15 protein-coding genes are annotated in these 14,999 nt (G+C 74.3%); 8 read left to right on the top strand and 7 right to left on the bottom strand.

Going from position 1 to position 14,999, the window contains the following annotated elements; translation table 11 throughout:
* Positions 1-10: 10 nt before the first annotated feature.
* On the bottom strand, positions 11-778 hold the full coding sequence (locus ACFVQZ_RS02395) for a L,D-transpeptidase family protein (protein WP_383618972.1): 768 nt from the start codon (positions 776-778) through the stop codon (positions 11-13).
* Here ACFVQZ_RS02395 and ACFVQZ_RS02400 point away from each other — a divergent pair.
* From ACFVQZ_RS02400 to ACFVQZ_RS02410, 3 genes are all read left to right on the top strand, one after another.
* A complete protein-coding gene (locus ACFVQZ_RS02400) occupies positions 777-935 on the top strand; it encodes a hypothetical protein (RefSeq protein ID WP_383618974.1) in 159 nt (52 codons plus the stop codon). The two genes, ACFVQZ_RS02395 and ACFVQZ_RS02400, sit on opposite strands and share 2 nt — an antisense overlap.
* A gap of 89 nt (positions 936-1,024) precedes the next feature.
* Positions 1,025-2,104, top strand: coding sequence for a dihydrodipicolinate reductase (locus ACFVQZ_RS02405; RefSeq protein ID WP_383618976.1), 1,080 nt, complete (start codon positions 1,025-1,027; stop codon positions 2,102-2,104).
* Entirely contained in the window at positions 2,101-2,589 is a 489-nt protein-coding gene (locus tag ACFVQZ_RS02410) for a carboxymuconolactone decarboxylase family protein (protein ID WP_030494943.1), read from the top strand. The genes ACFVQZ_RS02405 and ACFVQZ_RS02410 overlap by 4 nt, the downstream gene beginning before the upstream one ends.
* Positions 2,590-2,656: 67 nt before the next feature.
* Here ACFVQZ_RS02410 and ACFVQZ_RS02415 read toward each other — a convergent pair whose 3' ends face one another.
* From ACFVQZ_RS02415 to ACFVQZ_RS02425, 3 genes are all read right to left on the bottom strand, one after another.
* Entirely contained in the window at positions 2,657-4,306 is a 1,650-nt protein-coding gene (locus ACFVQZ_RS02415) for a GMC oxidoreductase (RefSeq protein ID WP_383618978.1), read from the bottom strand.
* Positions 4,307-4,388: 82 nt separating this feature from the next.
* Positions 4,389-5,162 (bottom strand): aminoglycoside adenylyltransferase family protein, encoded by a 774-nt coding sequence (locus tag ACFVQZ_RS02420; RefSeq protein ID WP_383618980.1) that lies wholly within the window; start codon positions 5,160-5,162, stop codon positions 4,389-4,391.
* Between the two features lie 135 nt (positions 5,163-5,297).
* A complete protein-coding gene (locus ACFVQZ_RS02425) occupies positions 5,298-6,404 on the bottom strand; it encodes an asparaginase (RefSeq protein ID WP_383618982.1) in 1,107 nt (368 codons plus the stop codon).
* Positions 6,405-6,550: 146 nt separating this feature from the next.
* Between ACFVQZ_RS02425 and ACFVQZ_RS02430 the strand changes: the two genes are divergently transcribed.
* From ACFVQZ_RS02430 to ACFVQZ_RS02450, 5 genes are all read left to right on the top strand, one after another.
* Positions 6,551-7,015, top strand: coding sequence for an Lrp/AsnC family transcriptional regulator (locus ACFVQZ_RS02430; RefSeq protein WP_030494947.1), 465 nt, complete (start codon positions 6,551-6,553; stop codon positions 7,013-7,015).
* A 197-nt stretch (positions 7,016-7,212) separates the two neighbouring features.
* The gene (locus ACFVQZ_RS02435) at positions 7,213-8,013 is read left to right on the top strand and encodes an endonuclease I family protein (protein ID WP_383618985.1); all 801 of its coding nucleotides are present in this window, start codon (positions 7,213-7,215) and stop codon (positions 8,011-8,013) included.
* 88 nt (positions 8,014-8,101) lie between these two features.
* A complete protein-coding gene (locus tag ACFVQZ_RS02440) occupies positions 8,102-9,379 on the top strand; it encodes a VWA domain-containing protein (protein WP_030494949.1) in 1,278 nt (425 codons plus the stop codon).
* Positions 9,379-10,206: a hypothetical protein gene (locus ACFVQZ_RS02445; RefSeq protein WP_030494950.1), complete on the top strand. Its 828-nt coding sequence runs from the start codon at positions 9,379-9,381 to the stop codon at positions 10,204-10,206. The genes ACFVQZ_RS02440 and ACFVQZ_RS02445 overlap by 1 nt, the downstream gene beginning before the upstream one ends.
* A 164-nt stretch (positions 10,207-10,370) precedes the next feature.
* Positions 10,371-11,483, top strand: coding sequence for an FAD-dependent oxidoreductase (locus ACFVQZ_RS02450; RefSeq protein WP_030494951.1), 1,113 nt, complete (start codon positions 10,371-10,373; stop codon positions 11,481-11,483).
* Positions 11,484-11,497: 14 nt separating this feature from the next.
* Here the strand turns inward: ACFVQZ_RS02450 and ACFVQZ_RS02455 are convergent, their stop codons facing one another.
* Genes ACFVQZ_RS02455 through ACFVQZ_RS02465 form a run of 3 tightly spaced genes read right to left on the bottom strand, consistent with a single transcriptional unit; the run spans position 11,498 to position 14,840 of the window.
* A complete protein-coding gene (locus ACFVQZ_RS02455) occupies positions 11,498-11,953 on the bottom strand; it encodes a MarR family transcriptional regulator (protein ID WP_030494952.1) in 456 nt (151 codons plus the stop codon).
* A gap of 38 nt (positions 11,954-11,991) precedes the next feature.
* The gene (locus ACFVQZ_RS02460; protein WP_030494953.1) at positions 11,992-12,471 is read right to left on the bottom strand and encodes a (2Fe-2S)-binding protein; all 480 of its coding nucleotides are present in this window, start codon (positions 12,469-12,471) and stop codon (positions 11,992-11,994) included.
* Positions 12,472-12,491: 20 nt separating this feature from the next.
* The gene (locus tag ACFVQZ_RS02465) at positions 12,492-14,840 is read right to left on the bottom strand and encodes a molybdopterin cofactor-binding domain-containing protein (RefSeq protein WP_383618988.1); all 2,349 of its coding nucleotides are present in this window, start codon (positions 14,838-14,840) and stop codon (positions 12,492-12,494) included.
* Between the last annotated feature and the right edge of the window lie 159 nt (positions 14,841-14,999).

Below are 14,999 nucleotides of genomic sequence, written 5' to 3' on the forward strand. Positions count from 1 at the left end.
GCCTCCGCGCTCAGCGCGCGAGTTCGGGGGCCGGTCCCATGACGACGACGGGTGCGGCGGCGGGGTCGAGGGCGACGAGCAGGGTGCGCAGGTCGTCGCGGTGGAGGGCGACGCACGCCTGGGTGGGGCCGCCGTGGTCGACGTGGATCCAGACGCCGCCGCCCTTCCCGGCGCCGAGGGGGCGTTCCTTGTCGAGCGGGGTGCGGCCGGGGACGCGGTTGTAGTCGATGGCGATGACGTGGTCGAAGGAGCCTTCGAGGGGTTCGCCCTGGAAGCCGGTGCCGCTGATGGCGAACTCCGGGTCCTCGTCGTACGGCAGCCGGGCGCCGGGGTCGGGCAGGCGCCCGCCGGCGTCGCCGATGCGGTAGACGCCGATGGGGGTGCGCAGGTCGCCGGCGGTGTGGTCGGGGGTCCAGCCCTTGAGCGCGTTGCGCGCGGTCCAGGGGCCGCCGGCCTCGTACCAGCGGCCGTCGGGGCCGCGCTGGTGGAGGACGGCGGTGGCGGTGTTGCTGTTCTCGGTGGCGCCGGTGACGACCAGGGCCTGGGTGGTGCCGTCGGGGATCCGGGCCTGGGTGAGCGGCCCGAGGCCGGGGACGCGGGCGGGGACGGCCGGGCGGGCGTCGGCGGTCCCGGAGGCCGTGGCGGACGGCCGTGCGGGCGTCGGCGACGGGCCGGCGGCGGTCGGCTCCGGGCGCGCGCAGCCGGTGAGCAGCAGGGCCGCGCACAGGGTGCCGGCGCCGAGGAGCGCGGGGGCGCCCTTGCGGACGAAGGCGGGCATGGGAGGCATCCTCCTGGCCGGGGGCAGTGCGGGGATCCGTACCCGCTCGGCGCGCCCCGCTGCGCGGACCGGCGGCGGGCCCACCCGTACGGAGGACCGGGCGGGGCGGGTGGACCGGCGGGCCGCGGTGCCGTTCGCGGCGCTGCGGCTCGGCTGAACGGCGTACCCCGCAAGCAATCTGACTGAGAGCCAGATCCTTTCGGCGCGAGGCTGGGAACCTCGCTGCCCCGGCGCTACCCTCCGCGCATGATACGGACGGTGGTGTGGGGAACCGGAAATGTCGGGCGGGCGGCCATCCGGGCCGTGGACGCCGATCCCGGGCTTGAGCTCGCGGCGGTCCTGGTCTCCGACCCGGCGAAGGTGGGCCGGGACGCGGGGGTGCTCGCGGGGCTCGGGCACGAGCTGGGGGTGGCCGCGACCGACGACGTCGGGGCGGTGCTCGGCGGGCGGCCGGGGGCGGTGGTGTACGCGGCTTCCGGGGACGTGCGGCCGGACGGGGCGCTGGAGGACGTGGTGCGGGCGGTCGCGGCCGGCGCGGTGGTGGTGACGCCGTCGCTGTACCCGCTGTACGACCCGCGGAACGCGCCGCCGGAGTTCCGGGAGCCGGTGCTGGCGGCGGTGGCGGAGGGCGGCGGGTCGCTCTTCGCCTCCGGGGTGGACCCCGGCTGGGGCAACGACGTGCTGCCGCTGCTGGTCAGCGGGCTCGGCACGACCGTGGACGCGGTCCGCTGCCAGGAGGTCTTCGACTACTCGACGTACGAGCAGGAGTTCTCCGTCCGCGAGCTGATCGGTATGGGCAAGCCGCTCGCGTACGAGCCGCCGATGCTCTTCCCGTCGGTGCCGACGATGGTGTGGGGCGGGCAGATCCGGCTGATGGCGCGGGCGCTCGGCGCCGAGGTGGACGAGATCCGCGAGACGGTGGACCGGCGCCCGCTGGAGGCGACGGTGACGACGCGGACGATGGGCGTGTTCGAGGCGGGCACGCAGGGCGCGGTCCGCTTCGAGGTGCAGGGGATCGTCGGCGGCGAGCCGCGGATCGTGATCGAGCACGTGACCCGGATCCATCCGTCCTGCGCGCCGGACTGGCCGGTGCCGCCGGACGGCGCCGGGGCGCACCGGGTGATCGTCGAGGGCCGGCCGCGGATCGAGGTGACGGTGGCGGCCACCGACGAGGGCGAGAACCGGGCGGCCGGCGGGAACGCGACGGCGGTCGGGCGCCTGGTGGGGGCGATCGACTGGCTGGCGGCGGCGGAGCCCGGGCTGTACGACGCGCTGGACGTGCCGGTGCGGCCGGCGGTGGGGAAGCTGGGAAGGAGACCGCGGTGATCATCGACATTCCGGAGGGACAGGAGCCGATCGGGTACGTGTGGGGCGAGATGGTCCCGGAGATCGGGACGGCGGCGGCGAACTTCTCGCTGTCGGTGTACGCCCACACGACGCTGGGGCTGCGCGAGTTCGAGGCGGCGCGGCTGCGGATCGCGCAGATCAACGGCTGCGGCTTCTGTCTGGACTGGCGTACGGACCGGGACGGCGTGAAGGTCGAGGAGGGTTTCGACGTGCTCGTCGCGGCGTGGCGGGAGACGGAGGTGTCGGACGCCTTCGACGTCCGGACGCGGCTGGCGGCGGAGTACGCGGAGCGGTACGCGCTCGACCACCACGGGCTGGACGAGGAGTTCTGGGCCCGGATGACGGCGCACTACAGCCAGGCGGAGATCGTGGAGCTGACGATGAGCCTGGGGTCGTGGCTGGCGTTCGGGCGGCTGAACCGGGTGCTGGGGCTCGACGAGGTGTGCGTGCTGCCGACGGGGTGAGGCCCGGACGTGCGGGGGCCGGCCGGTGCGCGCGCCGGCCGGCCCCTCGGTGTGCGTGCCGGGGCGTTCAGAAGTCCTCCGCGATGATCCGCTCGATGTTGCGCTCGGCGAGCGCGGTGATGGTGACGAAGGGGTTGACGCTGGTGTTGCCGGGGATGAGGGCGCCGTCGATGACGTAGAGGCCCCGGTAGCCGTGGAGGCGGCCGTGGTTGTCGGTGGCCCGGTCGAGGACGGCGCCGCCGAGCGGGTGGTAGGTGAGGTGGTCGCCCCAGATCTTGTAGGTGCCGAAGAGGTCGGTGCGGTAGATCGTCCCCTCCTTGGCGTTGATCTTGTCGAAGACGGACTTCGCCATGTCGACGGACGCCTGCTTCCAGGCCCGGTTCCAGCTCAGCTCGACCCGCCCGGAGGCGGGGTTCCAGGTGAACTCGGCGCGGTGCGGGGTGCGGGTGATGGAGAGGTAGAAGGAGGCGTAGGTCTCGATGCCGGTGGGCAGCGGGGCGACCTCGGCGAAGGCGCCGCCGGCGTCCCAGTTGTCGATGCCGGCGGTGGGCATGGCGGACTGGAGCTTGCCGGTGGGGTCCCACATGTGGTTGGCGCGGCCGCACATGACGTTGCCGTTGTCGCCCCAGCCCTTGCCGATGTGCTCGTTGAGGGCGGGCAGGGCGCCGGTGGCCTTGAGGCGGGTGAGGAGCTTGCTGGTGCCGACGCTGCCGGCGGCGAAGAAGACGCGGTCGGCGCGGACGGTCTTGGCGGCGAGGACGGCGCCGGTGGTGTCGATCTGCTCGATGGCGACGGTGTAGCCGCCGGCGGCGGCCGGGGTGACCGAGGTGACCCGGTGGAGGGCGGAGACGGTGACCCGGCCGGTGGCGGCGGCCTGGGCGAGATAGGTCTGCCGGAGGCTCTTCTTGCCGTGGTTGTTGCCGTAGATGACCTCGCCGGCCAGCGCGGACCTCGGTACGGCTCCGGCGGCCTCCTGCTTCATGTAGTCCCAGTCGTAGACGTTGGGCACGAAGACGAAGGGGAAGCCGGAGCGCTGGGCGTGCTTGCGGCCCACGCGCGCGTACTGGTAGCAGTCGGCGTTCTCCCACCAGGTCTCGTCGACGGAGGTGACGCCGAGACCCGCGTTGGCGCGCGGATAGTAGGTGGCGTACATCTCGGCCGGGTCGACGGTGGGCAGGATCTCCGGGAAGCGCTCGCGGCGCGGGGTGACGGCCATGCCGCCGTTGACGAGGGAACCGCCGCCGATGCCCCGCCCCTGGTAGACGGTGATGCCGGCGAAGTCCTCCGCGTCGAGGATGCCGGTGTGCCGGGGCACGTCCTTGTCGAGCGGGAAGCCGAGGAACTGGCTCAGCGGTTGCTTGGTGCGGGTGCGCAGCCAGAAGGAGCGGTAGTCGGGGCTGGTGGTGTTGGCGAAGACCTTGCCGTCGGGGCCGGCGGTGTCCCAGGCGAGGCCCATCTCGACCATGTGGACGTCGACGCCGGCCCGGGCCAGGCGGAGTGCGGCGACGGAGCCGCCGTAGCCGGTGCCGACGACGAGGGCGCGGACCTGGGCGCCGTCCGGGAGGGGACGGACGTCCAGGCCGGGGGCCGCCGCGCGGGCGGGGCCGGTGACGCCGCCGGCGAGGGCGGCGGCGCCGAGAACAGAACCTGTTCCGGTCAGGAAGCGGCGGCGGCTGACTCCGTGGGTTCCCCGGGCGGACAGGGCGCGTTCACTCATGTGATCTTCCTCACTCGTGAGCGAATGGGAACACGTTCTACGGCCGCCCGCCGAGGAAGTCACGCGAAACTGACGGGTAACTTCAGGCCGGATACGCCCTCTTGATCCGCGCCGCGACGTACTCCGCGTGCGCCCGCGCCGCGGGCAGCGACTCCGCCCAGGAGCCGTACTCCCCCGCCAGGTACTGGGCCCTGGCCGCCTCCAGCGGTGGCCGGAGCGCCGCCGGCAGCGACGGGAGCACCGCCGCCGCGGCCTCGTCCTTGGAAAGGATCCGGCCGGTGCGCAGCGTGGTGAGGATCCGGGCGAGGGTGAGCAGCACGTTGCGGGTGTCGCCGTCGAGGTCCGCCAGCAGGTCCGGTACGCCCGCGGCGATCGCGGTCCGGAGGTCGGCCTCCGGCACCGGGTCGAACAGCTCGGCCGGGCGCGGCCCGTACAGGGAGACGTCGGCGGCCCGGGCCATGGTGAGCAGCGGCGCCAGGTCGGGGCAGGGCGCGGGGGCGGGGGTGAGGCCGGCTTCGAAGCCGTCGCGCAGCCACTCGCCGTACAGGTACTCGCAGACCGGCGGGTACCGCCAGGGGCGGACGTCGGCGTGGACGACCAGGCTCAGTTCGACGGGCCGGGCCGGGCCCCGGTGGGCGCGGGCGCCGGAGACGGCGAGCAGGGCGTCGGTGAGGGCGCGGCGCTCGGCCTCGGTGGTGCGGCGGGTCAGGACGGCGAGGACGTCGGTGTCGCTGGTGGGCCGCAGCCCGCCGAGGACGGCGGAGCCGTGCAGGCAGGCGGCCCGGACGGCGTCGTCGCCGAGGACGGCGCGGACGAGGTGGACGACCTGGCGGGCCTGCGCGGTGGCGCCGGGCACGGCGGCTCCTGGGCGGTGCGGGTGGCGGACGCGGGGTCCGTCACCGTACCGGAGCGGCCGGGGCGGGGTGGTTTCCGGCTCGCGGGCGGAGGAGGGGGAAGGTCGACGCCCGCGAGCCGGTGTACGGGGGCGCCGTCAGGCGCGGGAGGGGACCGGCGCGGCCTCGCGGGAGGTGCCGGTGGCGAGGGCGGGTTCGGCGCGGACCGGGCCTTCGAGGAGGCGCCGGAGGAGCGCGGTGCGGCGGGCCGGGTCGTCGCCGTCGGTGTCGGCGAGCAGTGCGGCGAGGACGGCGATGCGGGCCTGGCCGGCGCGGAGGGTGCCGGTGAGCACGCCGCCCGCGGCGACCAGGTCGACGGCGCCGCCGCCGGTGTAGATCTCGGCGAGCGGGCCGGCGGGGACGCGGGTGGTGACGGCGACGAGGACGCCCTGGGCGGTGGCCTCGGCCACGGCGTCGGCGATCTCGGGGGTGGCGTTGCCGGCGCCGGTGGCGACGAGCACGATGCCGCGGGCGCCGGCGGCGAGGGCGGCGTCGAGGTGCAGCCGGTCGCCGTCGGTGTGGTGGAAGACCACGTCCACGCGGGGCAGTCCGGCGCGGCCCCGGTCCGGGTCGGCGGTGCGGGCGGCGGCCGGCAGCGGCAGCACCGCCGGACGGTCGGGCAGTCGCTCGACGTCGACGCGGGAGAAGCCGACGCGGCCCAGGCGCTCCGCCGAGGGGTCGGAGAAGGCGTCGGCGGCGAGGGTCTGCGTCTTCACCGTGCCGCGGGCGGCGTGGACGCGCCCGTCGAAGACGACGAGGACGCCGAGGTCGCGGACGGTGGCGGCGACCTGGAGGGCGTCGTACAGGTTGCCCGGGCCGTCGCCGTCGCCGGTGCCGAAGGGGCGCTGGGCGCCGGTGAGGACGACCGGGCGGGGGTCGGCGTGGTGGAGGTCCAGGAGGAAGGCGGTCTCCTCCAGGGTGTCGGTGCCGTGGGTGACGACGACGCCGTCGACGCCGGGGTCCGCCAGGGTCTCGTGGACCGTGCGGAGCAGCACGAGCTGGTGGGCGGCGGTGAGCCGGGAGCTGTTGACGTTGAAGAGGTCGCGGACCTCGACGGTGACGCCCTCGGGGAGCGGGGCGGTGGCGAGGACGTCGTCGCCGGAGGCGTCGGCCGCGTAGCCGGTGCCCTGCCAGCGGCTGGCGATGGTGCCGCCGGTGCTGATGACGACGATCCGGCGCGGGGTTCCGTCGTTCGTCCGCTGCATGTCCGCCGCCTCTCGCTGCTCGGGGTGCCCGTGCGGGCCTGGTTCCTGGGCCCGGTGACGGGCGTCGGCAACCCTAGACCAAGGGGGCGAGCAGCCGATTGCGGATATGCGCGCCGAAATGTTTCCGCGTGGCAGATAATTGCGCCATGGACCGAATCGATCTCCACATCTTGCGCGAGCTCCAGCAGGACGGCCGGCTGAGCAACCAGGAGCTGGCCCAGCGGGTCGGCCTGAGCCCGTCCCCCTGTCTGCGCCGGGTGCGGCAGCTGGAGCAGGACGGCGTGATCAGGGGCTACCGGGCGGTCATCGATCCGGAGGCGGTGGGGCGCGGCTTCGAGGTGCTGGTCTCGGTGGAGGTGAAGCGCGACCGGGAGACGGTGGAGGCGTTCGAGGAGGCGCTCCAGTCGATCCCGGACGTGATCGAGGCGTACCGGCTCTTCGGCAGCCCGGGGTGTCTGCTGCGGATCGCGGTGGCGGACCTGGCGGCGTACGAGCGGCTGTGGATCGAGCAGCTGACCGCGCTGGCGGGGGTCACCGAGGTGAACTCGCAGATCATCATGAAGCGGATCAAGGAGCCGAAGGGGATGCCGGTGGACGTCCGGGGCGCCTGAGCCGGAAGTGGCGCGAGCCGCCCGCGGACGGCGGGCGTGTATGCGAGAACGTCACCGAATGGCTCTTTGTCCGTAACACGACAACCACATCGCCCGTGCGACCCTCCCGGATGACACGCAGTCAACACGCGTAGAGCGCCGCCCTCCTGAGCCGGGGCCGGCGTTCGCCCGCGTGCCGTCCCCGGAAAGGGCCCCCCATGTCGGTTGCACGGATCCGCAGGTGGAAGGTGTGGGCGGCGCTGTCCGCCGCCGTCGTCGGACTCACGCTCCCCGCGCTCACGGCGACGCCCGCCGCCGCCACCACGAACGCGTACGACACCACGTACTACAAGAACGCGGTCGGCAAGACCGGGACGAGCCTCAAGTCGGCGCTGCACACCATCATCAGCAGCCAGACCAAGATCTCGTACGACGCGGTCTGGAACGCGCTGAAGGTCACCGACCAGGACCCGAACAACACCAACAACGTCATCCTGCTGTACAGCGGCGTCTCGCGCAGCAAGGCCCTGAACGGCGGCTCCGTCGGCGACTGGAACCGCGAGCACGTGTGGGCGCAGTCCCACGGCAGCTTCGGCACCTCCGCCGGTCCCGGCACCGACCTGCACCACCTGCGCGCCTGCGACGTCCAGGTCAACAGCATCCGCGGCAACAAGGACTGGGACTTCGGCGGCAGCGCCGTCAGCGGCGCCGCCGGCAGCTACACGGACTCCAACTCCTTCGAGCCGCGCGACGCCGACAAGGGCGACGTGGCCCGCATGATCCTCTACATGGCCGTCCGCTACGAGGGCGACGACGCCTGGCCCGACCTGGAGCCCAACGAGTCCACCACCAACGGCAGCGTCCCCTGGCACGGCCGCCTCTCGGTCCTCAAGCAGTGGAACGAACAGGATCCGCCGAGCGCCTTCGAGGAGCGCCGCAACAACCTCATCCACGCGAACTACCAGGGCAACCGGAACCCGTTCATCGACCACCCGGAGTGGGTCGAGGCGATCTGGTAGTCCGTCAGGACCGCGGGTCCGGCTCCCCGGAGGACGGGGGCCGGACCCCGGTTTTGGATTGTCGGACGATCATCAATACGATCCGCCGATGATCACGAGAAAACGGCTGGCGACCGGGGCCTGTGCGCTGCTCGTCGCCCTGACCGCCGCGCTGCTGCCGACGAGCGCGGCCGCCGACGAGCCGGCGGCGCAGGAATCCCCCAAGGTCGAGCTGGTCCTCGACGTCAGCGGCTCCATGCGGGCCGAGGACATCGACGGCGCCTCCCGCATGAGCGCCGCCAAGCAGGCGTTCAACGAGGTCCTGGACGCGGTGCCGGAGGAGGTCCGGCTCGGCATCCGCACGCTCGGCGCCGACTACCCCGGCAACGACCGCAAGCGCGGCTGCAAGGACACCCGCCAGCTGTACCCGGTCGGACCGCTCGACCGGACCGAGGCCAAGACCGCCGTCGCCACCCTCGCCCCCACCGGGTGGACCCCGATCGGCCCGGCACTGCGCGAGGCCGCCAAGGACCTCGGCGACGACGCCGCGACCAAGCGGATCGTCCTCATCACCGACGGCGAGGACACCTGCGGGATCGACCCGTGCCAGATCGCCCGCGAGATCGCCGACAAGGGCGTCCACCTCGTGATCGACACCCTCGGCCTGGTGCCGGACGCCAAGACCCGCCGGCAGCTCACCTGCATCGCCGAGGCCACCGGCGGCACGTACACCTCCGTGCACCGCACCGACGAACTGTCCCGCCGCGTGCGCCAGCTGGTCGACCGCGCGGCCGACCCGGTGGTGACCCCGGTCGCCACCGAGGGCACCCGGCAGTGCGCGGACGCCCCGCAGCTCAAGCCCGGGCTCTACACCGACCGCCAGGTCATCGGCGAGCACCGCTGGTACAAGGTCGACCTGCTGCCCGGCCAGGAGCTGCGCGCCTCCGTCAGCGTCTCCGCCGACCGGGCCGTGAACGACGACTACGGGGTGCTGCTGCGGGCGGTCACCCGGAGCGGCCGGGAGATCGTCCGCGGCTCGGAGGCCGGGGACGGGCGCACCGACGTGATCTCGACCGGTCTGCGCTACCCGAAACCGGAGTCCGACGACGGGGACGGGGACACCGACCTCAAGCCCGCCGCCGAGACCGTCTGCCTCCAGGTCAGCAACTCCTTCTCCGCTCCCCCGTCGGTGAAGACCACGCCCGGCATGCCGATCGAGCTGGCCGTGGACGTCGTGGACGGCCCGGCGGACGCCTCGGACGTGGCCTCCTTCGGGCTCGGCCGCGGCTGGTGGCTGCTCGGCGCGCTGGTGCTCGCCGGTTTCCTGGCCGGTCTGATCTGGGGCTGGCTGTCCCGCTGGCGCGTCGCCGTCTGGAGGACCCACTGATGCGTACCGTACGGATGCTCGCGGCGGCCTCGCTGGCCGGCGCCGCCCTGCTGGGCCCCGCCGCGCCGGGCGCCCTCGCCGACACGCCCGCGCCGTCGGCGCCGGCCGGCGGGGAGGCGGGCCCCACCGAGGCCGGCACCTCCTTCCGGACCGCCGCCGCCTTCCGCCCCGGACAGGAGGCCACCGCCCAGGCGTCCACCGGCGACTACCTGTACTGGGTCTTCCCCGCCGACACCGGCGAACGGCCCACCGTGGAGGCGTCGGTGACGCTGCCGCAGAGCGCGCTGCGGCACGGCGCCGCGACCTGGCGGGTCGACGTGTACGACGGGCTGCGGCGCCGTCAGCCGTGCATGTACGGCACCCAGGCGCGCACCGCGCCGAAGGAGGCCGGCTCGGTGCGGCTCGCCTGCGTGCTGCGGCCGGTGCGGGCCTCGGCCGACGCGTGGGCGAACGATCCGCTGCCGGGCAGCTACTACGTCCGGCTGACCGTCACCGGGCTGCCGGAGGAGGACCTGGGCCAGCCGTTCTCCGCCCGGGTCGGCGTCGACGTGAAGGACCGGGGCGGCGCGTACGCGACCGACGGGGCCCTCGCCGCGCCGCTGGTGCCGGGCGCGACCACGGCCGAGCTGGCCGAGGCCGAGGAGGAGGCGGGCCGCCGGACCGCGGTGGAGGCCGCGGCGCCGGAGGGCGGCTGGTCCTCCGGCTGGTGGTCCGACCGCTGGATCTGGACCGCGGCCGGCGGCGTGCTGGCCGCGCTGGCCGGCATCGGCGGCTACGCCCTGACCAGGGGTGCGGGCCGGCCACCGCGGGTCCCGCCCGCCGCCTGACACCCGCCCTTCCCGAGCCCCCGTCGCCCTGCGCGCGGCGGGGGCTTTCGCGTGCCCGGATCGGCCGACCCTTTACAGTTCGCGCCGCGAACTATATGGTTCGTAGCACGAACTACCGGCGGCGGGTCCACGCCGCCGGAACTCTTCCGGAGGGGAACACGGACATGAACGCGATCGTCACCGTCATCGGCGGGGGTTACGGCGGCTCGACCCTGGCCAAGGCACTGGAAGCGGACGCCGAGGCGGGCGTCGAGGTCGTCCTCGTCGACCCCAAGGACGCCTTCGTGCACGCCGCCGGCTCGCTCCGGGCCCTCGTCCGGCCCGACTGGGCGCCGCACATCTTCTTCCCGTACGACCGGCTGCTCGCCCGGGGCCGGTTCGTCCGCGACCGGGCCGCCTCGGTCGACGCCCATGGCGTCACCCTCGCCTCCGGCGCGCGCGTCGACGCCGACTACGTCGTCGTCGCCACCGGCTCCGCCTACCCGTACCCGGCCAAGTTCGCCGGCGACTCCTCCGCCGACGCCCTGGCGCAGCTGCGCGCCACCCACGGGGAACTGGCCGCCGCCGACCACGTGCTCATCAGCGGCGCCGGCCCGGTCGGACTCGAACTCGCGGGCGAGATCCGGGCCGTCTGGCCCGACAAGCGGATCACCCTCGTCGACCCGCGCGACGCCCTGCTCCCCGGCTTCGCCCCCGAACTCCGCGAGGACCTGGCCCGGCAGCTCGCCGACCTCAAGGTGGAGGTACGGCTCGGGGTGACGCTCACCGAGGAGCCGCCGGCCGGCCCCGGTCGCGCCGGCACCTTCACGGTGGGCACCTCCGACGGCGGCGCCCTCACCGCCGACATCTGGTTCCGCGCCCACGGCGGAACCGTCCACGAGGGCTTCCTCGCCCCCGATCTGGCCGCCGCCCTGACCGCGCGGGGACAGCTCCGCGTCGACGGGCACCTGCGGGTGGAGGGCCAGGAGCGGGTCTACGCGATCGGCGACGTCACCGCCCTCGACGAGGCGAAGATGGCCGGGTACGCGATGCAGCACGCCGAGGTCGTCGCCGCCAACATCCTGGCCCAGGTGCACGGCGGCGCGCCGGAGGCGACGTACGCGCCCTCCCCGGTCCCGTCGGTGCTGCTGCCGCTCGGACCGCTGGGCGGCGTCGGCCAGTTCCCGTCGCCGGACGGGCCGCTGGTGCTGCCGGCGGCGACGGTCTCCGAGTACAAGGGGCAGGACCTCTTCACCGGGCGGTTCGCCGCGCTCTTCGACGGCGCCGGCGAGGCGTGACCGCCTCCGGGGCCTCAGGGGCGGTCGGTGAAGACCTCCGGGACCTCGTTGTCCAGGACGACCCGGCCCAGCAGTTCGGTCAGCCGCTCCCGCTCGGGACCGTCGAGCCCGGCGGGCAGCAGCTCGATCCGGCGGCACGCCTCCGTGTAGAACACGTCGGCGAGGCGGGCGCCCTCCTCCGTGAGGGCGACCCGCACGGCCCGGCGGTCCCCGGGATCGCCCGCCCGCTCGACGTATCCGAGCCGCGAGGTGCGGTCCACCAGGCCGGTGAGGCTGGACTTGGCGAGGCCGAGCTTGGCGCCCAGCTCGCCCATCCCGGTCGGGCCGGGCATGAGGACGCACAGGAGCTGGCCCTGCTGGGGCGTCAGCCCGTACGCGTGCGCCGCCTCCGCGTACGCGGCGTTCACCAGAAAGGCGGAGCGCACCAGCGCGGCGACGACTCCGATCCGCTCACCCTCGTCCTTGGCCATGCGGCCAGAATACCCTTCGTGACACGAACCATCTGCCCTCAGGTCATGCGGCGGGCGCCCTCCAGGACCGCCTGCCGGATCCGGTGGTAGGTGCCGCAGCGGCAGATGTTGCGCAGCTCGTCGAGGTCGGCCTCGGTGACCTCGCGGCCCGCCTCCCGGGCCCGGCGGACCGCGTCCACGGCCGCCATGATCTGGCCGGGCTGGCAGAAGCCGCACTGGGCGACGTCGAGGTCGAGCCACGCCTCCTGCATCGGGTGCAGCTCGCTCCCGACCGTGTCGGGCAGGCCCTCGATGGTGGTGACCTCGTCCTCCGGGGCGAGCTGCCCGACGGGGACGGCGCAGGGCGTGAACGCCTTGCCGTTGAGGTGGCTCGTACACGCCCGGCAGACGCCGACGCCGCAGCCGTACTTGGGTCCGGTGACGCCGAGGACGTCCCTGAGGACCCACAGGAGCCGCACGTCGGACTCGACCTCGGCGGTGACGGCCTTGCCGTTGAGGATGAAGGTGTGCTGGGGCACGGGTTGCTCCGGAGGGGGTGTCAGAGGACGCGGTCGCGGCCGTCGGTCGGGGAGGCCGGGACGGGCGGGACGGCCGGCGCGGGGGTGAAGGCGAGCGGGGCGTGGTGGTTGACCGGGAAGACGGTCGGCATCGTGCCGGTGGCCCGGCCGTAGGCGCAGGCGACGGCCGCCATCGCGGCGGCCACGGCCAGTTCGCCCGCGCCGCCGGGCTTGTCGCCGGTCGGCGGCATCACGACGATCTCCAGCTCGGGCGGGGTGTTCCACTGCCGCGTGTAGTAGTAGTTGTCCCAGCTGGACTCCAGGAAGGCGCCGTCCTTCAGGTGCAGCCCGGACGTCAGGGCGAGGGCGATGCCGTCGGAGATCCCGCCCATCATCTGCGCCTCCAGACCGCGCGGGTTCACGGCGAGGCCGACGTCGACGGCGCAGACGACCTTGGTGACGCGGGGGCCGGTGTACGCGTCCGGGACCGTGCGCCCGGTGGTCGCGGGCCGGCAGTCGATCTCGGCGAGAACCGCCACGTACGCGTGGTACTCGGCGTGCACGGCGACGCCCTGGGCGGTGCCGGGCTCCATCGGGCGCCCCCAGCGGCCCCGCTGGGCGACCTTGTCGAGGACGGCCCGCGCCCGGGGCTCCTTCAGGAGGCGGCGGCGCAGGGCGCAGGCGTCCTCGCCCATGCGGCGGGCCAGTTCGTCGAGGACGAGCTCCTGGGCGGTGCGCACGTTCGGCGAGTAGATGTTGCGCATGGAGCCGGTGTTGTAGCCCTTGTCGGTCTCCGCGAGCAGCTGGGTGGTGACGCCCAGGTGGTAGGGGCTGATCTGGGTGAGCTGGAACATCGTCTCGGAGAAGGTGAGGTCGGCGACGGGCAGCCGGGCCGCCTCCGCCGTCAGCACCTCGCCGATGCCGTGCCCGAAGTCGGTGGCGACGGACGTGTGCCGCTGCTCGTACGTCAGCACCTCGCCGAGCGCGTAGGTGGCGCGGACCCGCGAGGTCGACATGGGGTGCGTACGGCCCTGCCGGAAGTCGTCGGTCCGGTGCCACATCAGCTTCACCGGCTTCCCGAGCTTCTTCGAGATCTCGGCGGCCTCGTGGGCGGCGTCGTGGAACAGCTTGCGGCCGAAGGAGCCGCCGCCCTCGGTGACGTGCACCTTCACCGCGGACACGGGCAGGCCGAGGCGGAGCGCGATCTGCTCCTGCGCCACGATCGGGGCCTTGAGGGAGCCCCAGATCTCGGCCGAGTCCGGACGGACGTCCGCGATGGCGCAGTTGGTCTCCAGGGCGGCGTTGCTGGCGAAGTGGAAGGTGAAGCGGGCGTCGACGGCCTTGGTGAGCAGCGGCAGCGGCGGGACGACGAGCGGGAGTTCGGCCCGGCGCAGCTCGGCGAGGACGGTGGCGTCGGTGGCGCCCTCGGCGGTGCCGGGGCCCCAGTCGACGTCGAGGGCCCGGACGGCGTCCACGCACTGGCCGAAGGTGCGGGCGCGGACGGCGACGCCGGTGGAGACGGTGACGACGTCGGTGACGCCCGGCATGGCCCGGACGGCGGCGAGGTTGGCGACCGAGCGGACGGTCCCGTTGATCGTCGGCGGCCGGCACACCATCGTCGGCAGGGCGCCCGCGACCTGGAGGTCCATGGCGAACCGCTTGCGGCCGGTGACGGCGGCGAGCGCGTCGAGCCGGTTCCGTCCGGTGCCGATGACGCGGAAGTCCGCGCGGTCCTTGAGGGTGACGGCGACGGCCGTGTCCGCCACGGCGGCGGCCCGGGCGGCGAGTTCGCCGTAGCCGAGGACGGCACCGGCCGGGGAGAGGACCGTGCCGGCCCTGGTGGTGAGGGTGGACACGGCCTCGCCGAGGACGACGGAGGCCGCGTGCAGCAGCCTGCCCCGGGCGACGGCCGCCGCGACCCGGATCGGCGTGTAGGTGGAGACGGTGGTGTTGGAGCCGCCGGTGAGCTGGTTGAAGAGGAGTTCGGGGCGGGCGTCGGCGAGGGTGACCTTCACCTTGTCCAGCGGGAGGTCCAGCTCCTCCGCGATGAGCATGGCGGAGGAGGTGGTGACGCCCTGGCCGACCTCGGCGCGCGGGAGCGCGAAGTGGGCCGTGCCGTCGGGGTCGATCCGGAGGGTGATGAGGTGGCTGGTCGGCAGCGCGGCCACGGTCAACAGGTCGTTCAGGTCGAGGAGTTCGGCGGGGCCCGGCAGCGAGGGGACGACGGCCTCGGCGGTCGCGGGCGCCAGGACCTCGGCACCGGCCTGGGCGGCGACGGTGAGCGTGGGCGCGGCGAGGACGTAACCGAGGAAGCGGCGGCGGCCGATGCCGGGCGCTGCGGCGGCCGGAGTGCTCGGTTCGTTCTCGGGCGCGGGATGCCGCCTGGCCATGGGTGGGGTGCCTTTCGACGCGGTGCCGTACCGGCCGGAGGGAACCGGCCCTTGTTCGCGGGTGCGGGGCGATCATCGCGCATCCGGAGGCCCGGCGGGGCCGCTTCGGTGAGGAAACCGCGCAGGAACGCGCGGCGCTCCGCGAAGGAACCGTGCTGG

Origin of the sequence: Streptomyces sp. NPDC057854 (genome assembly GCF_042797055.1) — a bacterium.
Lineage (GTDB): Bacteria > Actinomycetota > Actinomycetes > Streptomycetales > Streptomycetaceae > Streptomyces.

Bases quoted from the DNA above. Each gene is read 5' to 3' on its own strand.
- ACFVQZ_RS02440 (WP_030494949.1), top strand. From the start codon at position 8,102: ATGATCACGAGAAAACGGCTGGCGACCGGGGCCTGTGCGCTGCTCGTC.
- ACFVQZ_RS02395 (WP_383618972.1), bottom strand. From the start codon at position 778: ATGCCCGCCTTCGTCCGCAAGGGCGCCCCCGCGCTCCTCGGCGCCGGC.
- ACFVQZ_RS02430 (WP_030494947.1), top strand. From the start codon at position 6,551: ATGGACCGAATCGATCTCCACATCTTGCGCGAGCTCCAGCAGGACGGC.
- ACFVQZ_RS02465 (WP_383618988.1), bottom strand. From the start codon at position 14,840: ATGGCCAGGCGGCATCCCGCGCCCGAGAACGAACCGAGCACTCCGGCC.
- ACFVQZ_RS02450 (WP_030494951.1), top strand. From the start codon at position 10,371: ATGAACGCGATCGTCACCGTCATCGGCGGGGGTTACGGCGGCTCGACC.
- ACFVQZ_RS02405 (WP_383618976.1), top strand. From the start codon at position 1,025: ATGATACGGACGGTGGTGTGGGGAACCGGAAATGTCGGGCGGGCGGCC.
- ACFVQZ_RS02425 (WP_383618982.1), bottom strand. From the start codon at position 6,404: ATGCAGCGGACGAACGACGGAACCCCGCGCCGGATCGTCGTCATCAGC.
- ACFVQZ_RS02400 (WP_383618974.1), top strand. From the start codon at position 777: ATGGGAGGCATCCTCCTGGCCGGGGGCAGTGCGGGGATCCGTACCCGC.
- ACFVQZ_RS02415 (WP_383618978.1), bottom strand. From the start codon at position 4,306: ATGAGTGAACGCGCCCTGTCCGCCCGGGGAACCCACGGAGTCAGCCGC.
- ACFVQZ_RS02435 (WP_383618985.1), top strand. From the start codon at position 7,213: ATGTCGGTTGCACGGATCCGCAGGTGGAAGGTGTGGGCGGCGCTGTCC.
- ACFVQZ_RS02445 (WP_030494950.1), top strand. From the start codon at position 9,379: ATGCGTACCGTACGGATGCTCGCGGCGGCCTCGCTGGCCGGCGCCGCC.
- ACFVQZ_RS02455 (WP_030494952.1), bottom strand. From the start codon at position 11,953: ATGGCCAAGGACGAGGGTGAGCGGATCGGAGTCGTCGCCGCGCTGGTG.